Source organism: Lysobacter sp. SCRH-1R, from assembly GCF_057747855.1.
The window spans coordinates 386466-403322 of the sequence record NZ_CM173227.1 but is presented as its reverse complement, the minus strand read 5'-3'; the positions used below and the strand labels follow the sequence as shown (position 1 = coordinate 403322).

The following is a 16857-nucleotide window of genomic DNA, read 5'->3' as shown; positions in this document are numbered from 1 at the left end:
GTGTCGGAACGGGGCTGGAATATCGAATCCCCGATCCCGGATCCCGGCGTCAGAGCTCTTCCACCACCACGTTGCGGTTGGTGTAGATGCACACGTCGCCGGCGATGTTGATCGCCTCGGTGGCGATGGTGCGCGCGTCAAGTCGGGTATGCGTGATGAGCGCGCGTGCGGCCGACAGCGCGTACATGCCGCCGGAGCCGATCGCGATGATGCCGTCCTCCGGCTCGATGACGTCGCCGGTGCCGCTGATGATCAGCGAGGTTTCCCGGTCGGCGACCGCGAGCAGCGCTTCCAGTTTGCCCAGGCGGCGTTCGGTGCGCCAATCCTTGGCGAGCTCGACCGCGGCGCGGGTGAGCTGGCCGTGTTTCTCGAGCTTGGCTTCGAACAGTTCGAACAGCGTGAAGGCATCGGCGGCGGCGCCTGCGAAACCGGCGAGCACCTGGCCGTCGCGGCCGAGGCGTCGCACCTTGCGTGCGTTGGCCTTCATCACCGTGTTGCCGAGGGTGACCTGGCCGTCGCCGGCGACGGCGACGCGGCCTTCGCGGCGCACGGACACGATGGTCGTGGCGTGGAAAACGTTGGGGTTCTGTCGTGGGTCCATGCGACCTCCGGGGGATTTCCCATCGGTGGGGGCATGGACGCGCCGGTTCAAGCAGGCAGGCCGCGCCGATCGTGCCGCCGCATCACGCGCGGACGGTCGCGCGCTATCGATTGGCCTACCCCTGCGCCATGCGTGGATGGTCGGGGCACGGCTCGATGGCCCACTCCTCGTACCACTTCTCCCCCCTGCGTTTCGGCCCGGATGCATGTCGCGGCCGGAGCCATTTCCGCAGGCCGGCGCCTGCGTCGGGCAATGGCGATCGCAGCCCCGGCAGATGCGCTCGGGGTGCTTGGGATTGAGAGGGAAGTCCTTCGCCATGAGCGGGGCTCCACGAGATATTTGCTCGTGCAAACAATGGGCCAGCCCGGATTGGATTGCGACTAATCAGAACAAGCGCGGGAAGTTCGCGAGCAGGGCCTGCCGGGGGCGCCGTACCGGAAGCGTTCAGCCTTCGCCGGTCTTCCGCTTCGCCCGCGGGTGTGCGGCGTCGTACACCTTCGCCAGATGCTGGTAATCCAGATGGGTGTAGATCTGCGTGGTCGCGATGTCGGCATGGCCGAGCAGTTCCTGCACGCCACGCAGGTCGCCGGAGGATTCCAGGATGTGGCTGGCGAAGGAATGCCGCAGCAGGTGCGGATGCACGCGCTTGAACAATCCCTGCTGCTGCGCGAGATGGCGCATGCGCAACTGCACCGCGCGCGGCGTGATCGCGCCGCCTCCGCGTCCGGGGAAGACGTGCGCGTCGTTCGCCGCACCGGTGGACTTTCGCCACTCCGCCAATGCCGCACGCGCATGCGATCCGAGCGGTACGCTGCGCTGCTTGTTGCCCTTGCCGAGCACGTTCACCAGCGCATCGCCCAGGTCGAGGTCGCGCCAGCGCAGCGCGCACAGTTCCGACAATCGCAGGCCGGAGGAATAGAACAGCTCAAGCAGCGCGCGATCGCGCAAGCCGAGAGGCGCGTCGGTGGGCACTTCGACCAGCGCCTTGGCTTCGTCGGGATCGAGCACCTGCGGCAATTTGCGCGGCGCTTTCGGCGAACGGATCGACGCCGCGGGACTGGCGGCGATGCGCCCCTGCTTCAGCAGCCAGGCATAGAAACTGCGGCAGGCCGAAAGCCGGCGTTGCAGGCTCTTGGGCGACAGGCCGCGACGGTGTTCGGCGGCGACGAAACCGCGCAGTTGTTCGCCCTGCAACGAAGCGACATCGCCGCCTTCGTGCCGCGCCCATTGCGCGAGCGCGAGCAGGTCGCGGCGGTACGCATCGAGCGTGTGCGCGGACATGCGGCGCTCGACCTGCAGGTGCGCGAGGTAGTCCTCGATGTCGGCGACCGGCGGTGTTTCGTGCGTGTCCTTCGCGTTCATCGCGCCGCGTTCCTGCCCGCATCCCCGCCCGCATGCGGGAGAGGATGAAACGCGATGCGCGAAGCGGACATCAGCCCTCGAAACGCTTCAGCGCCGTGGCGAGCGATTCGCCCATCATGCGCAGGAACAGCGTGCCCATGCCGGGGAAGAACCGGTTCGCGTCGCGGCTGCCGACGGCGATGAGGCCGACGCCCGGCAGCGGCAGCAATGCGGTGGACTGCACGTCCTCGGCGCGCATGCCGTACAGCAATGCGTGCTTTTCCGGCTGCAGGCGCCCGCACAGCGGCTCGCCGTCGGCGAGGCAGTCACGGAATGGCTGCAGCCGCGCGTCGTCCTGCGCGATCACCTGCAGCCATTCGGTCTCGTCCATGCCCTCGACCGGATGGAACACCACCAGCCGCACCAGATCGCCGTTGAAATCCTCGGCGAGGCTGGCGGCCATCGCGCGCAGGGTGTCGGCGGCGGTCTTCTGCCGCATCAGCGCGAGCGTGAGCTGGTGCGTGCGCACCGACAGCCGCTCGTTCTCCTGCGCGTTGGCGAACAGCTCCTGCAGGCGGCGCGACAGCTCGCGGTTCTTGTCGCGCAGCACTTCCAGCTGATAGCTCGCGAGCGAGGCGGCGGAGCCTTCCTCGCGCGGCACCACCATGCTCAGCGCAAGATCCGGGAACTGCTGCAGAAAGCGCGGATGGCGGCGCAGGAACGCGGCGACCTCGTGGGCTCCGAGCTTTTCCTGGGTTTCATTCATGGTTCCACTCCCCTTCGAACACGAACGCGGTCGGGCCGGACATCGTCAGCGGCGCGTCGTCGGCCGGCCAGGCGATGCGCAGTTCGCCGCCGGGCAGCACGACGGTCACTTCACGATCGACGCGCCCGCGACGCATCAGCACCGCCGCCGCCGCGCAGGCGCCGCTGCCGCAGGCCAGCGTTTCGCCCACGCCGCGCTCGTACACGCGCAGCAGGATGCGGTCGCGCGATTCGACCTTCGCGAAGCCGACGTTCACCGATTCTGGAAACGCCGGATGCGCCTGCAGCATCGGGGCGACGGTCTCGACCGGCGCGTGCCGGATGTCGTCCACTTCGATCACCGCGTGCGGATTGCCCATCGACACCGCGCCGAAGGTGAACACCGAGTCGAAGTGGTACAGCACGTACTCGTCCTGCGCGCCTTCGAAGCCGTGCAGCGGGATGCTCGCCGGCGCGAAACGCGGCAGGCCCATTTCGATGCGGAAACGCCCGCCGTCCAGGCGCGTGACCGCGTGCGCGCCGACCGGGCTGTCGAGCACGAATTCGTCGCCGAGCGTCTCGCCACGCGCCTGCGCGTCGCGCACGACCCACGCGGCGATGCAGCGGGCGCCGTTGCCGCACTGCTGCGAGGACGAGCCGTCGGCGTTCCAGATGCGGTAGCTCGCCACGGCGCCATCGCCTGCGCCTTCGACGGTGAGGATCTGGTCGCAGCCCACGCCCGTGTGACGGTCGGCCAGCGCGCGGCACAACGCGGCGTCCGGCGCCGGCGTGTCGCCGCGCAGGTCGAGGACGACGAAGTCGTTGCCCGCGCCGTGCATCTTGGTGAAGCGGAGCGTCATGGTCGCGGCCCGTTACGGCGTGTCGGTGTCGGTGTTTTCCGGCGGATCGGTGTCGCCGTCGTCCAGGTCCGACTCCGCATTGGTGTCGTCGACCTGCGGAGCCTGGTCGAGCGAATCGCTGGGATCGTCGATCTGTTCGGCCGGCGGTGCGCCGGTCGGCATGGCGACATCGGGCACCGTCTTCGGGGGCAGGATCAGGGGTCCCTTGTTGCCGCACGCCGACAGCAGCAGCGGCAGGGCGACGAGGAGCGCGGTGGCGGAAAGTCGGACGGGATTCATGCCCGAAGTGTAGCCCGCACGGCGCGGGATGGGTCGTCAGGGACCCGGCGGCGACGGCGGTTCAGGCCGGCGCCAGAGCCAGATCGCGACGATCGTCATGATCGCGGTGCCGCTCGCGGCCATCCACCAGCGCGGCGCGGTGAGGAACATGATCACCGCGCAGGCGGCCATCATCGAAACCGCAAGGCGCTTGGCGCGGCGCGAGACCGCACCGTGCGCCTGCCAGTCGCGGATCATCGGGCCGAACCGGGGATGCGCGAGCAGGCGGTCGTGCAGCTTCCGGGAACCGCGCGCGGCGGCGAAGGCCGACAGCAGCACGAACGGGACCGTGGGAAGCCCGGGCACGACGATGCCGATCACGCCGAGCGCGAGGCTCGTGTACGCGAGCAGCCACCAGGCCCAGCGGAAGCGGACCTTGGGGGGCTCGGGCGGGTTGGGGGACGTCGTCACGGGTGGATCATAGGAAAGCCTGGCATCGCGAGTGCGGGCACGTTCGTGCTCCGACCCTCACCCCAACCCCTCTCCCGGGGGAGAGGGGGCTTGAGGCCGTGCGGGCGTTCGACTTACTTCGCGGCCGTTGCAGCCGGGAGATCCGCCAGCCCCAGCTGGTCGAGCATGAACGCATACATCTCCGACAACTCGCGGTAGCGGCGGAAGCGGCCCGACTTGCCGCCGTGGCCGGCGTCCATGTTCGTGCGGAACACGATCGGCGCCTTGCCCTGGTCCAGGTCGCGCAGGCGCGCGACGTACTTGGCCGGCTCCCAGTACTGCACCTGCGAGTCCCACAGGCCGGTGCCGACGAACATCGCCGGATACGCCTGCCTGCTCAGGTTGTCGTACGGCGAGTACGACAGCATGTAGTCGTAGTACTCCTTCTTTTCCGGATTGCCCCACTCGTCGTATTCGTTGGTAGTAAGCGGGATGGTCGGATCGAGCATCGTCGTCACCACGTCCACGAACGGCACCTGCGAGAGGATCACGCGGTACCGGTCGGGCGCCATGTTGGAGATCGCGCCCATCAGCAGGCCGCCTGCGCTGCCGCCGTACGCGGCGACGCGATCGGCCGCCGCGTAGCCCTGCTTCACCAGGTCGTCGGTCACGTCGATGAAGTCGGTGAAGGTGTTCTTCTTGTGGAACAGCTTGCCGTCGTCGTACCACTTGCGGCCCATCTCCTGGCCGCCGCGGATGTGCGCGATCGCATACACCATGCCGCGATCGAGCAGGCTCACCACCGGCCCGTTGAAGCGCGGATCGGTCGAGCTGCCGTAGCTGCCATACGCGTACTGCAGCATCGCGGCCTTGCCGTTCTTCTCGAAGCCCTTCCGGTAGACCAGCGACACCGGCACCTTCACGCCGTCGCGGGCGGTCGCCCACACGCGTTCGGTGACGTACTTCTCCGGGTCGTAGCCGATGACGGGCTCGCGCTTGAGCAGCTTGCGCTCGCCGGTGAGCACGTTGACCTCGTACGTCGTGCCCGGCGTGGTCAGCGAGGTGTAGCTGTAGCGCAGCCACGGTGTGTCGTGTTCGGAATTGACCGACAGGCCCATCGAATACGCCGGCTCGTCGGCCTTCACGTATTCCTCGGAGCCGTCGTTCTTCAGCACGCGCAGTCGCTCCAGCGCGTCGGAGCGCTCGGCGATCGTGGTGAAGCCGTCGAACAGCTCGAAGCCTTCGATGAACACGTCATCGCGGTGCGGCACCCACTCCTTCCACTGCTTGCGCGAGGTCGCATCCGACGGCGCGGTCATCAGCTTGAAGTTCGCCGCGCCGCCTTCGTTGGTGCGGATCACCCAGCGGTCGCCGAGGTGGTCGGCCTGGTATTCGACGTCGCGCTCGCGCGGCGCGAGCACGGTGAACTTCTCCGGATTGGACGCCGGCGCGCAGCGCATCTCGCTCGACACCGTGCTTTCGACGCCGATGCAGATGAACTTGTCGTCGCGCGAGCGATCGATGCCCATGTAGAAGCTGTCGTCCTTCTCCTCGTACACCAGCACGTCCTTCGATGCGGGCGTGCCGAGCACGTGCTTCTTCACGCGCACGGTGAGCAGCGTTTCCGGATCGTTCTCGACGTAGAACAGGGTCTTGTTGTCGTCGGCCCAGACGAGGTTCGGCGAGACGCCCTTGATCTCATCGCTGTAGACCTCGCCGGTTTCCAGGTTCCTGAAGCGGATGACGTACTGGCGACGGCCCACCGCGTCCTCGGCCCACGCAAGGATCCGGTTGTCCTGGCTGACTTCCCAGTCGCCGACGTTGAAGTAGTCCTTGCCTGCGGCCATCTGGTTGACGTCGAGCAGGATCTGCTCGGCGCCCTCCATCGTGCCGGCGCGGCGCGCATAGATCGGATAGTCCTGGCCGGTCTCGAAGCGGCTGTAGTACCAGTGGCCGCGCTCGCGGTACGGCACGGAGCTGTCGTTTTGCTTGATGCGGCCGACGATCTCCTCGTACAGCTTGTTTTCCAGCGGCTTCAGCGGCGCCATCACCGTGTCGGCGTAGGCGTTCTCGGCGTTGAGGTACGCCAGCATTTCCGGGTTCTGGCGCGCGTCGTCGCGCAGCCAGTAGTACTCGTCGTTGCGCTGCGCGCCGAACGGCGCCTTCACGACGTGCGGCTTCTTCGTGGCGTCGGGCGGCGTGGCGATGGCGGCGAGGGTCGGGGCGGTCGTGCTCATGAGAAGGGCCGAAAGCAGGAAGTGGGTCGGATTCATGGATGGGGTCCGGTTGTGCGTTGGACAACTGTGATCGGACTTTCAGCCCCGCCCCTGCTTTCAGGGGGGAGGTTGGGAGGAGGCGATGCGCGACAGCGCCGAGCTCACCGCTACGCGGCTTCGCCCCCTTCCCGACCCTCCCCTGCGGGCAGGGGAGGGAGACTTCGTTACTTGCCGCTCAACTCATTCCACAGGAACGTAAACGCCAGCGCGCTCATATGCGCCGCCTGCGCATTGTTGGCCGAACCGCCGTGGCCGCCCTCGATGTTCTCGTAGTAGCGCACGTCCTTGCCGGCGTCGAGCATCTTCGCCGCCATCTTGCGCGCATGGCCCGGATGCACGCGGTCGTCGCGCGTGGAGGTCATGAACAGCGCCGGCGGATAGCTCTTCTTCGCGTCGAACAGGTGGTACGGCGAGAAGGTGCGGATGTAGTCCCAGTCGGCCGTGTCCGGATCGCCGTATTCGGCCATCCACGACGCGCCGGCGAGCAGGTGGCTGTAGCGCTTCATGTCGAGCAGCGGCACCTGCACGACGACGGCGCCGAACAGTTCCGGATACTGCGTGAGCATGTTGCCGGTGAGCAGGCCGCCGTTGCTGCCGCCCTGGATGCCCAGGTGCTTGGTCGAGGTGACCTTGCGCGCGATCAGGTCCTGCGCGACCGCCGCGAAGTCCTCGTAGGCCTTGTGGCGATTGGCCTTCAGCGCGGCCTGGTGCCAGCGCGGCCCATATTCGCCGCCGCCGCGGATATTCGCGACCGCGTACACGCCGCCCTTCTCCAGCCAGCCCTTGCCGACGCTGCCCGAATACGCCGGCGTCAGCGAGATCTCGAAACCGCCGTAGCCGTACAGCAGCGTCGGCGCGGTGCCGTCGAGCTTCAGGTCCTTCGGACGCACGAGGAAGTACGGCACGCGCGTGCCGTCCTTGGACGTGGCGAAGTGCTGCTCGATCACGTTCTTCGACGCATCGAAGAACACCGGCATCGTCTTCAGCACTTCCGGGTTCGCACCGATCTGCGCCAGCGACAGCGTCGTCGGCGTCAGGTAATCGGTGGCGGTGAGCCACACCGCGTCGCTCTCGTCCGGATCGACCGGCGAAACGGCCAGCGTGCCGAACGTCGGCGCGCCGGTGAATTCGCTGCGCTTCCACTCGCCCGCCGCCGGCGTGAGCACGCTCAGGCGGTTCTTGACGTCATCGAGCACGTTGAGCACGAGGTGCGACTTCGTCCAGGTGTAGCTCGACAGCGACGTGCGCTCGGTCGGCGTGAACAACGCGGTGAACTCGCGCTTGCCGGCGATGAAGGCGTCGAAGTTCGTGGCGATCAGGCTGCCGGCCGGCCAGGCCCTGCCGCCCGCTTCGTACGGTTCGCGCAGTTCCAGCAGCAGCCATTCGCGATGCACCGACTTGCTGACCGAATTGGGCACGTCGATCTTCGCGAGCTTGCCGTCCGCGCCACGGAGGTAGAGCTCATCGTTGTAGAACGCCAGCGTGCGGCTGACGAAATCGCGCTCGAAGCCCGGCGTGTGATCGCGCAGTGCCGCGATGTACATGTCGGTCGGCTTGCCTTCGTACACCACGCGTGCCTGGTCGAGCGGCGTGCCGCGCTTCCATTCCTTGACGACACGCGGATAGCCGGAGCTGGTCATCGAACCGGCGCCGAAGTCGGTGTAGACGTAGACCGTGTCGCGATCGATCCAGCCCAGCGCGCCCTTGGCTTCGGCGCGGAAGAAGCCATCCTTCACCCAGGATTTGGTCGACAGGTCGAATTCGCGCGTGACGTCGGCGTCGGCGCCGCCGCGCGAGAGTGCGATCAGGCAGCGCGTGTAGTCCGGACGCAGGCAATCGACGCCGTGCCACACCCAATTCTCGCCTTCGGTCTTGTTCAACGCGTCCAGGTCGATGACCGTTTCCCAGCGCGGCTTGTCCTTGCGGTATTCCTCAAGCGTCGTGCGCCGCCACAGGCCGCGCTCGTGCTGCTTGTCCTTCCAGAAGTTGTAGTAGTAGTCGCCGATCTTCTCCACGCCCGGGATCTTGGCGTCGGAATCGAGGATCGCGCGGATGTCGGATTCGAGCTGCTTGAACTGTGGCGTGGCGGCCAGTTCGGTCTCGGTCGTCGCGTTGCGCGCCTTGACCCAGTCGAGCGGCTGCTGGCCGGTGACGTCTTCGAGCCAGGCGTAGGAATCGGCGGACACGTCGGGGGACTCCTTGGGTGCGGCGCCGGCCAGGGACGCGGCCGCGAGGCCTGCGGAAATCACCAGGCTCTGGCAGGCGGTCGTCAGCTTCGTCATCGGCGCTCCGGGTACGTGATTGGACCCGGAACGCTAGCACAGCGCGCGAAGGCCGCCGCCGACGCCGGACGTCGCGGCGCCGGAGCGGGCGGCCCGCTCAGGCCGCCTGGGAGTGGCGCCGGCGCAGCATCGACGGACGGCGCCGGCGCGCCTGTGCCCCGCTGCGGCGACGCGCGCGCAGCGGCGCCGCCTCGGCGGCGGCCTCGCGCGCCGGCAGGCGGAAACGGTGCAACGCCCACCACGCGCACAGCGGCATGGCGACCAGCCACAGCGGCATCCAGCCGAAGGTCGGGCTGAAACCGCGCGCGGCCGGCAGCAGCGCGACGACGACGGCGCCGATCGCGACGGCATGGCGCAGGATGGCATCGAGGCCGGAGTGGGTGTCGGAACGGGTCTGCATGGCTGGGGCTCCGTTGGGATGGAGCCAGCGTGCGGGCGGGGGATCTCAGGGGCTGCGACGGTGGGGCCCGGATGGGGAATTCGCAGAAGCGGCTTTTGTACCAATGCGAACACGAGCGTGATCGCACGGCGCGCCTCACCCCAACCCCTCTCCCGGTGGGAGAGGGCCTCAAAGCTCACCGCTCGTAATTACTCAACGCCAGCTGCAGCAACGCGCGCGCCTGCTCGCGCAGCACCGGCGGCTCGACGATTTCCGCGTCGCTGCCGTAATGCATCACGTCCATCAGCAGCTCGCGGCCGGCGCTGTAGGGCACCTTCAGTTCGTAGCGGCCATCCGGCAGGAATCGGCCCTGCTGCTGCGAATGCCAATGCTCGTCCGCCACCCAGCGCGCGGCTTTCGGGCTGAACACGATCGTCGCCCAGCCCTTCGGCGTGCCGGAGAAGATGCCGTAGCTCGACGCCAGGTGCTGGTCGAGTTCCTCGTCGGGCACGTCTCGCGCGGGCTGGTCGGAGATCTTGGCGGCGCTGATGCGGTCCACCGCGAAGCTGCGCAGCGCCTCGCGATTGTGGTCCCAGGCGTCGAGGTACCAGTTCTCGCGATAGTGGGTCAGGCGCTGCGGCGACACGGTGCGGCGCGTCTGCTCGTCGGTGGAACGCGCTCGGTATTCGAAGCTCAGCTGCTTGCGATCCAGCACCGCCGTGGCGACGGTGCGGAACGCGGTTTCGTCCAGGCGGCGCGTGCGATGCGGGATCACGCGCACGCGTTCGACCGGCACGCGACGTCCGCCGGCGTGTTCGTCGAGCAGCTTCTCGATGCGGTGCTGCAGCGGCGCCAGCGCATTGGACAGCACCCCGCCCCCGCTGCGCACCAGCAGCTGTTGCGCGGCCAGCAGCGAGTGCAGTTCCTCGGAGCTGAGCCACAAACCGGGCAGTTCGAAGCGCTCGCCTTCGCTGTGGTCGTAGCGGAATCCGGCCTCGCCGTTGCCGACCACCGGCGCCATCAGGTAATCGCGCAGGTACGCCAGGTCGCGGTAGACCGTGGCCCGCGAGCATTCCAGGTCTTCCTGCAGCCGCTGCACCGTGACCGGATAGCGCGCGGCGCTGAGGATGCGGTGAAGGGCGTGGATGCGTTCGATGCGTTCCATGGTCGCGGTCGGGGGAAGCGGTGAGGAAAGGATCGCACTGCGCCACGGTGGCCGCCAGCGCGCGGGCTAACTCCGGTTTAACCGGGCGCCCACGATACTGCGCCGGCGTCGTCAGGAGGTGTGCCCGCCGTCCCCCTCCGTCGTCCACCTCGACCAGACGCGTGACGTTGCACAACCGGCGATTTCGACGGCCGATCCGCTCGCGGAGCGTCGTGAACGGGATCGGCCGCATGTCCGGCGGTCGCGATCCCGACGAACCTGCCGCAAGAACCGCAGGAACATCGGCGAACTGGCGCTCGACGGCGACAGCGGGGCGCTGCGCCAGCAGCTGGACTACGAACATCGCCTGTGTCGCCCCTGGCGTCGCGCAGGCACAATGTCGGGATGCGCCAGCCCGAGCCCGCCATCGACACCTCGCCCAGCGTCGGCGACGAGGTGAGGACCACCACCTGCTACATGTGCGCCTGCCGCTGCGGCATCAAGGTGTGGCTCAAGGACGGGCAGATCCGCTACATCCAGGGCAATCCGGACCATCCGGTGAACCAGGGCGTGCTGTGCGCCAAGGGGTCGGCGGGGATCATGCAGCACTACTCGCCCGCGCGGCTCGACAAGCCGCTGCTGCGCGTGGGCGAGCGCGGATCGGGCGAATTCCGCGAGATCGAATGGGACGAGGCGCTGGAAATCGCGACCTCGTGGCTGAAGCCGATCCGCGAACGCAATCCCGATGAACTGGCCTTCTTCACCGGCCGCGACCAGTCGCAGGCGCTCACCGGCTGGTGGGCGCAGCAGTTCGGCACGGTGAACTACGCCGCGCACGGCGGTTTCTGCTCGGTGAACATGGCCGCGGCAGGGCTGTACACCGTCGGCGGCAGCTTCTGGGAGTTCGGCGAGCCCGACTGGGACCACACGCAGTACCTGATGCTGTGGGGCGTGGCCGAAGACCACGACTCCAATCCGATCAAGCTCGGCCTGGGCAAGCTCAAGGCGCGCGGCGCGAAGATCGTCGCGATCAATCCGGTGCGCTCGGGCTATGGCGCGATCGCCGACGAATGGATCGGCATCCGCCCCGGCACCGACGGCCTGTTCGCCTTCGCGCTGATCCACGAACTGCTGAACGCCGACCGCATCGACCTCGATTACCTGGTGCGCTACACGAACGCGCACTGGCTGGTGATCGACGATCCGGGTGGCGCGGAAGACGGCCTGTTCGCGCGCGATCTGGAAGGCCATCCGCTGTGCGCAGTCGAATCGCACCGCTTCACGCGGGCGAACGACACCGGCATCCAGCCGCGCGTCGTTGGCGAGTACACGCTGCGCGATGGCCGCCGCGCGGTGCCGGCGTTCCACCTGGTCGCGCAGCGTTATCTCGATCCGCAGTATTCGCCCGACGCGGTGAGCGAACGCTGCGGCATTCCGGCCGATACGATCCGCCGCATCGCGCGCGAACTGGCTGACGCCGCGTTCGATCGCGCGTTCACCCTGCCCGTCGCGTGGACCGATGCATGGGGCCGCCAGCACGACTCGATGCAGGGACGTCCCGTGTCGATGCATGCGATGCGCGGCATCAGCGCGCACAGCAACGGCTTCCACACCTGCCGCGCGCTGCACCTGCTGCAGATGCTGCTCGGCGCGGTGGATGCGCCGGGTTCGTTCCGCTACCAGCCCCCGTTCCCGAAGCCGCTGCCGCCGCCGAATCGCCCGGGCAAGGCGCGCCAGGCGAACGGCGTTCTCGATGCGGCGCCGCTGGGTTTCGTGCACGGGCCGGAAGACCTCGTCGTCGATGACGCCGGCGCGCCGCGGCGCATCGACCACGCGTTCTCGTGGGCGTATCCGCTGTCGGCGCACGGGATGATGCACACCGTCATCCGCAACGCATGGGCGGGCGATCCGTACCCGATCGACACGCTCATGATGTTCATGGCGAACATGAGCTGGAACTCGTCGATGAACACCGCGCAGACCATCGCGTGGCTCACCGACAAGCGCGACGACGGCGAGTACCGCATCCCGCGCATCATCTACGCCGATGCGTACGCGTCGGAGATGGTCGCCTACGCCGACCTCGTGCTGCCGGATACGACCTACCTGGAGCGCTTCGACGCGATCAGCCTGCTCGACCGGCCGATTTCCGATGCGGATGGCGCGGCCGATGCGATCCGTCATCCCGTGTTGAACGCCGCGGAGCAGCGCGAGGGCCGCGACGTTCGCGGCTTCCAGTCGGTGCTGATCGACCTGGGCGCGCGCCTCGGGCTGCCGGGCCTGACGAACGAGGACGGCTCGCCGAAGTATCGCGACTACGCCGACTACATCGTCCGCCATGAACGCGCGCCCGGCGTCGGCCTGCTCGCGGGTTGGCGCGGCGCGCACGGCGACGTCGAGGCGAAGGGTCAGCCGAATCCCGAGCAGTTGCAGCGCTACATCGATCACGGCGGCTTCTGGCGCAGCGAGATCCCCGAGGACGCGCGCTATTTCAAGATGGCCAATCGCGGTTATCTGGATTGGGCGCAGAGGATGGGCTTCCTCGGCCACGCCGATCCGATCGTGCTGCAGGTTTACTCGGAAACGATGCAGAAATTCCGCCTCGCCGCTCAGGGACACGGTTCCGTGCAACCGCCGGACGAACACCGCGAGCGCGTGGCGACGTATTTCGATCCGCTGCCCCTCTGGTACGAACCCTTCGAAGGCGAACAGACCACGCGTGAGGATTTCCCCCTCAGCGCCGTCACCCAGCGCCCGATGTTCATGTACCACGCGTGGGGTTCGCAGAATGCGTGGCTGCGGCAGATCGCCGCGCGCAACTGGCTGTACCTGCATCCGGACACCGCGGCCCGTCACGGCATCAAGGATGAGGACTGGATCGAGGTGACCTCGCACCACGGCACGATCACCGTGCAGGCGAAATTCGCCGCGAACGTGCAGCCCGACACCGTGTGGACGTGGAACGCCATCGGCAAGCGGCGCGGCGCGTGGGGACTGGGCAAGGATGCGCCGGAAGGCCGCGAGGGCTTCCTGCTGAACCACCTGATTTCCGACATCACGCCGCGCGGCGACTACGCCAATGCCGATCCGGTCACCGGCCAGGCCGCGTGGTTCGACCTGCGCGTGCGCATCGCGCGCGTGGCGCGGACCGGGGCGAGTTCGCCGCAGTTCGCACCGTTGCCGATGGGCGCGGCGAACGACGCACCGCTGCGCTACGGCGCGCAGTTCCGCGCCAGACGCGAAGGAATCAAGCAATGAAATCCGTCCGACTCCTGGCCGGCTGGCTGTGCATCGTCGCCGCCTTTGCGGTGATCATCCTGATCAGCTTCGGCGTGTTCGACCCCATCGGCCCCTCGGAAACGACGGGGTCGATCGTGCCCGTGCTGGTCGGCATGCTGCCGAGCGTGAGCTTCGGCATCGCCCTGTTCGCGATCGGCGTGTGGCTGATCAGTACCCGCAAACGCTGAAGATCCGCATGACCGACCTGCCGCCGCCGTCGAAGAAGAAACTCGGGCTCGTCATCGACCTGGACACCTGCGTGGGCTGCCACGCGTGCGCGGTCAGCTGCAAGGAATGGAACGCCGGCGGCTTCGCCGCGCCGCTGACCGACGAGCAGCCCTATGGCAAGGACCCGGCGGGCGTGTGGTTCAACCGCGTGCACAGCTACGAGGTCGCCGCGACGGAAGGCTGCGCGTCCAGCCCGGCGCCGCAGCCGGCGATGACGCTGCATTTCCCGCGTTCGTGCCTGCACTGCGAAACGCCCGCATGCGTGACCGTGTGCCCCACCGGCGCCAGCTACAAGCGCGCCGAGGACGGCATCGTGCTGGTCGACGAGGACAAGTGCATCGGCTGCAAGCTGTGCTCGTGGGCCTGTCCGTACGGCGCGCGCGAGTACAGCGCGGTCGAGGGCGTGATGAAGAAATGCACGCTGTGCATCGATCGCATCTACAACGAGAACCTCGACGAAGCCGAGCGCCAGCCCGCCTGCGTGCAGGCGTGCCCGACGCGCGCGCGGCATTTCGGCGACCTTGGCGATCCGGAGTCGAAGGTCTCCAGGCTGGTCGCCGAGCGCGGCGGCGTCGATCTGTTGCCGCAACTGGGCTACCAGCCCGTGAACAAGTACCTGCCGCCGCGTCCGCGCCGCACGGGCGAAGCGTCCGCCGCTCCCGCGCCGCAGGACGAAACCCTCGACACCGCCGCGCTGCCGCCGATGCTGCGCTGGCTCGACCGCGTGCTCAGCCGCTGAGTCCACCGCATGCATCCTGCGTTTTCCGTCCTTTTGTTCACCACGCTTTCGGGTGCGGGCTACGGCCTGCTGATGTGGGCCGGCGTGTTCATCCTGACGCCCTACGTGCAGGGCCGTCCGCCGACCCAGGGCGCACTGCCCGCCCTGTGGGCGGTGATGCTGGTGCTCGGGCTGGTCCTGACCACCGCCGGGCTGGTCAGCTCGATGTTCCACCTCGGCAAACCCGGACGCGCATGGCGGGCCTTCTCGCAATGGCGCACCTCGTGGCTGTCGCGCGAAGGTGTTTTCGCCGTGCTCACCGCGTTGCCGGTCATCGCGCTGCTCGGCTTCGTCGCGGTGCTGGTGGGCACGGGTTCGTATGCGGTCATCGGCAGCATCGCCGTGCCGATCCTCGCGGGCCTGATGGTGCTGCTCTCGGTGGTCACCGTCGCCTGCACCGCGATGATCTACGCCTCGCTCAAGCCCGTCCCCGCGTGGCGCCATCCGCTGGTGCTGCCGGGCTATTTCGTGTTCGCCATCCTCACCGGCTGGCTGGTGCTGATGGCGCTGGTGAACTGGGCCGGGCTGTCGGATGAAACGCTGGGCGTGATCGTGCTGGTCACCTTCGCGCTGACGATCGTCGCGGCGCTGCTGAAGCTCGCCTACTGGTACCGCATCGACCGCCAGCCGCTCGGCGCCACGCGCGGCGAGGCCGTCGGCCTGCCCGGCCGCGAGGTCGATCTGTTCGAACGCCCGAACACGCAGGCGAACTACATCAACAAGGAAATGGGCTACGTGCTCGCGCGCAAGCACGCGCGTCCGCTGCGGGCGGTCGCGCTGCTGCTGTTCGCGGTGGTGCCGATGGTGGCGGCGTGGTTCGCGTGGGCGAATCCCGACTTCGCGGGCCCGGTGCTCACGCTCGGCGCGCTGCTCGCGCTGGCCGGAACGCTGGTGGAACGCTGGCTGTTTTTTGCCCAGGCCCGGCACCTGGTCACGCTTTATTACTGAAGTGGCTGAATGGAAAGCGGTTTTTCGGAGCCGTCCCATTTGCCTGTAACCGTTTTCATGGGCAACATGGCGGCTTCCCAGTTGCCCCATTCACGACGATGCTCGGTGTGCTCGGGCTCGCCCTGCTAGGCGGCCCCTTCGTGACATTGCCGATGCCGGTCACCACCGGCGATCCGACGCTGATGGCCATCGCGAGCGATCCGGCGCAGATGCGGCTGTACTGCTTTTCCACGCGCTGCGGCGACGAGGAATGGCAGATCGCGATGTCCGCGCCGATGCCGGCCGAATCGACGACCGATGCGCGCCAGCGCCCGCTGCGCCTGCCCGGCAGCCAGAGCTTCGCCGCCCTCAGCGCCCCGGCCACGCCGCGCGACAGCAAGGCGCTGTACTCCAACGACTTCCGCATCGGCACGCGCTACAGCGTTCAGGCCGTGCGCAATGGACCGACCCAGCTCGGCCTGACCCTGGGCGCCGGCTACCGTCTTGCGCCGCTGTACGACGACGGCATCAACCAGCCGGGCCCGGTGCTGCGCGGCGAACTCAACCTCGGCCAGCAGATCGGCGAACGCGCGACGTGGACGCAGCGCGTGCAGTTCGAAAGCGGCCGGGGCGAGGCGTTCGTGAAGCAGTCGGTGAGCCTGGACGTGACGCTGGCGCCGAACTGGACGCTGGAAAGCGACTTCGCCATCCGCCACGACACGCAGACCGGCGGCGGCAAGGAAACGGCCGAGAGCAGCATCGAGTTGCGCCGGCGCTTCTGAGCGGACGGCCGTAGCCGAAAGGCTGTCGGCCCGCGCTTAGCCCGACACGAACACCGCGAACAGCAGCAGCACCAGCGCGGTCGCGGCGACCAGCGCATGCACGACCACCAGCCACGCCGGCAGCAGGCGTTGCCGCCACTTGAACGCCAGGCTGAGGATCGCGCCACCGCCCGCCGCCAGCAGGAACAGCACCAGCGCGATCAGCACCATCGGCGGCACCGGCTGCGTGCACAGCGCATAGACCACCAGGGTCAGGCCGGACGCCGCGAGCAGGCCGTGCAGCATCGCCAGCCAGGCCGGCGGATTGCGTTTGGTCGAGAAGCGGATCACGGCCATCGTCAGGCCGCCCAGCGCGGTGATGAGGAACAGGATCGAAGCGGTCTGGAGCATGCGCGGCTCCTCGTCTGGACCGTACTCAGCCTAGGCCCCGTCCGGTGAGCCGACCGTGTTGGGGGCGTGGATGCAGCGTGGTCCGTGGCCACCGGTGTCCGATGGCGGATGCCGGGAGTTCCGCCCCGATCCGCGCGT

General features: G+C 68.1%; 16 protein-coding genes and 1 pseudogene. 5 read left to right on the top strand and 12 right to left on the bottom strand.

Features of this window, described 5'->3' with window-relative positions; translation table 11 throughout:
• Positions 1-49 precede the first annotated feature (49 nt).
• The 11 genes and pseudogenes from hslV to AC3ANK_RS01700 all read right to left on the bottom strand — a co-directional run bounded on the left by hslV (position 50) and on the right by AC3ANK_RS01700 (position 10356).
• Positions 50-601: an ATP-dependent protease subunit HslV gene (gene hslV / locus AC3ANK_RS01750; RefSeq protein WP_206860256.1), complete on the bottom strand. Its 552-nt coding sequence runs from the start codon at positions 599-601 to the stop codon at positions 50-52.
• A gap of 255 nt (positions 602-856) precedes the next feature.
• Positions 857-919 (bottom strand): annotated as a pseudogene (locus tag AC3ANK_RS01745) (DUF3079 domain-containing protein); the annotation flags it as partial.
• Positions 920-1045: 126 nt separating this feature from the next.
• Positions 1046-1963 (bottom strand): tyrosine recombinase XerC, encoded by a 918-nt coding sequence (xerC, locus tag AC3ANK_RS01740; protein ID WP_484171966.1) that lies wholly within the window; start codon positions 1961-1963, stop codon positions 1046-1048.
• A gap of 70 nt (positions 1964-2033) precedes the next feature.
• Positions 2034-2708 (bottom strand): DUF484 family protein, encoded by a 675-nt coding sequence (locus AC3ANK_RS01735; protein ID WP_484171965.1) that lies wholly within the window; start codon positions 2706-2708, stop codon positions 2034-2036.
• Entirely contained in the window at positions 2701-3546 is an 846-nt protein-coding gene (gene dapF, locus AC3ANK_RS01730) for a diaminopimelate epimerase (protein ID WP_484171964.1), read from the bottom strand. The genes AC3ANK_RS01735 and dapF overlap by 8 nt, the downstream gene beginning before the upstream one ends.
• A gap of 12 nt (positions 3547-3558) precedes the next feature.
• Positions 3559-3825, bottom strand: coding sequence for an LPS translocon maturation chaperone LptM (lptM, locus tag AC3ANK_RS01725; RefSeq protein WP_484171963.1), 267 nt, complete (start codon positions 3823-3825; stop codon positions 3559-3561).
• 36 nt (positions 3826-3861) lie between these two features.
• On the bottom strand, positions 3862-4275 hold the full coding sequence (locus tag AC3ANK_RS01720; protein ID WP_484171962.1) for a YbaN family protein: 414 nt from the start codon (positions 4273-4275) through the stop codon (positions 3862-3864).
• 113 nt (positions 4276-4388) lie between these two features.
• A complete protein-coding gene (locus AC3ANK_RS01715; protein ID WP_484171961.1) occupies positions 4389-6527 on the bottom strand; it encodes a S9 family peptidase in 2139 nt (712 codons plus the stop codon).
• Positions 6528-6694: 167 nt separating this feature from the next.
• Entirely contained in the window at positions 6695-8812 is a 2118-nt protein-coding gene (locus AC3ANK_RS01710) for a prolyl oligopeptidase family serine peptidase (protein ID WP_484171960.1), read from the bottom strand.
• Between the two features lie 97 nt (positions 8813-8909).
• Positions 8910-9212, bottom strand: a complete 303-nt coding sequence (locus AC3ANK_RS01705; protein ID WP_206860264.1) for a hypothetical protein — start codon at positions 9210-9212, stop codon at positions 8910-8912.
• 175 nt (positions 9213-9387) lie between these two features.
• Positions 9388-10356 carry a helix-turn-helix transcriptional regulator gene (locus tag AC3ANK_RS01700; RefSeq protein WP_206860265.1) on the bottom strand — a complete coding sequence of 323 codons (969 nt, stop codon included), beginning with the start codon at positions 10354-10356 and terminating at the stop codon, positions 9388-9390.
• Between the two features lie 384 nt (positions 10357-10740).
• Here AC3ANK_RS01700 and AC3ANK_RS01695 point away from each other — a divergent pair, with 384 nt between their 5' ends.
• The 5 genes from AC3ANK_RS01695 to AC3ANK_RS01675 all read left to right on the top strand — a co-directional run bounded on the left by AC3ANK_RS01695 (position 10741) and on the right by AC3ANK_RS01675 (position 16329).
• On the top strand, positions 10741-13593 hold the full coding sequence (locus AC3ANK_RS01695) for a molybdopterin oxidoreductase family protein (protein ID WP_484171959.1): 2853 nt from the start codon (positions 10741-10743) through the stop codon (positions 13591-13593).
• Positions 13590-13802 (top strand): hypothetical protein, encoded by a 213-nt coding sequence (locus tag AC3ANK_RS01690; RefSeq protein ID WP_206860267.1) that lies wholly within the window; start codon positions 13590-13592, stop codon positions 13800-13802. Before AC3ANK_RS01695 ends, AC3ANK_RS01690 begins: the two co-directional genes overlap by 4 nt.
• A gap of 8 nt (positions 13803-13810) precedes the next feature.
• Positions 13811-14581 (top strand): 4Fe-4S dicluster domain-containing protein, encoded by a 771-nt coding sequence (locus AC3ANK_RS01685; RefSeq protein WP_206860268.1) that lies wholly within the window; start codon positions 13811-13813, stop codon positions 14579-14581.
• 9 nt (positions 14582-14590) lie between these two features.
• The gene (locus tag AC3ANK_RS01680; RefSeq protein ID WP_484171958.1) at positions 14591-15568 is read left to right on the top strand and encodes a dimethyl sulfoxide reductase anchor subunit family protein; all 978 of its coding nucleotides are present in this window, start codon (positions 14591-14593) and stop codon (positions 15566-15568) included.
• Between the two features lie 98 nt (positions 15569-15666).
• On the top strand, positions 15667-16329 hold the full coding sequence (locus AC3ANK_RS01675) for a DUF481 domain-containing protein (protein WP_484171957.1): 663 nt from the start codon (positions 15667-15669) through the stop codon (positions 16327-16329).
• A 36-nt stretch (positions 16330-16365) separates the two neighbouring features.
• On the opposite strand, the gene AC3ANK_RS01670 is transcribed toward AC3ANK_RS01675, so the two are convergent.
• Positions 16366-16719 (bottom strand): hypothetical protein, encoded by a 354-nt coding sequence (locus AC3ANK_RS01670; protein ID WP_484171956.1) that lies wholly within the window; start codon positions 16717-16719, stop codon positions 16366-16368.
• Between the last annotated feature and the right edge of the window lie 138 nt (positions 16720-16857).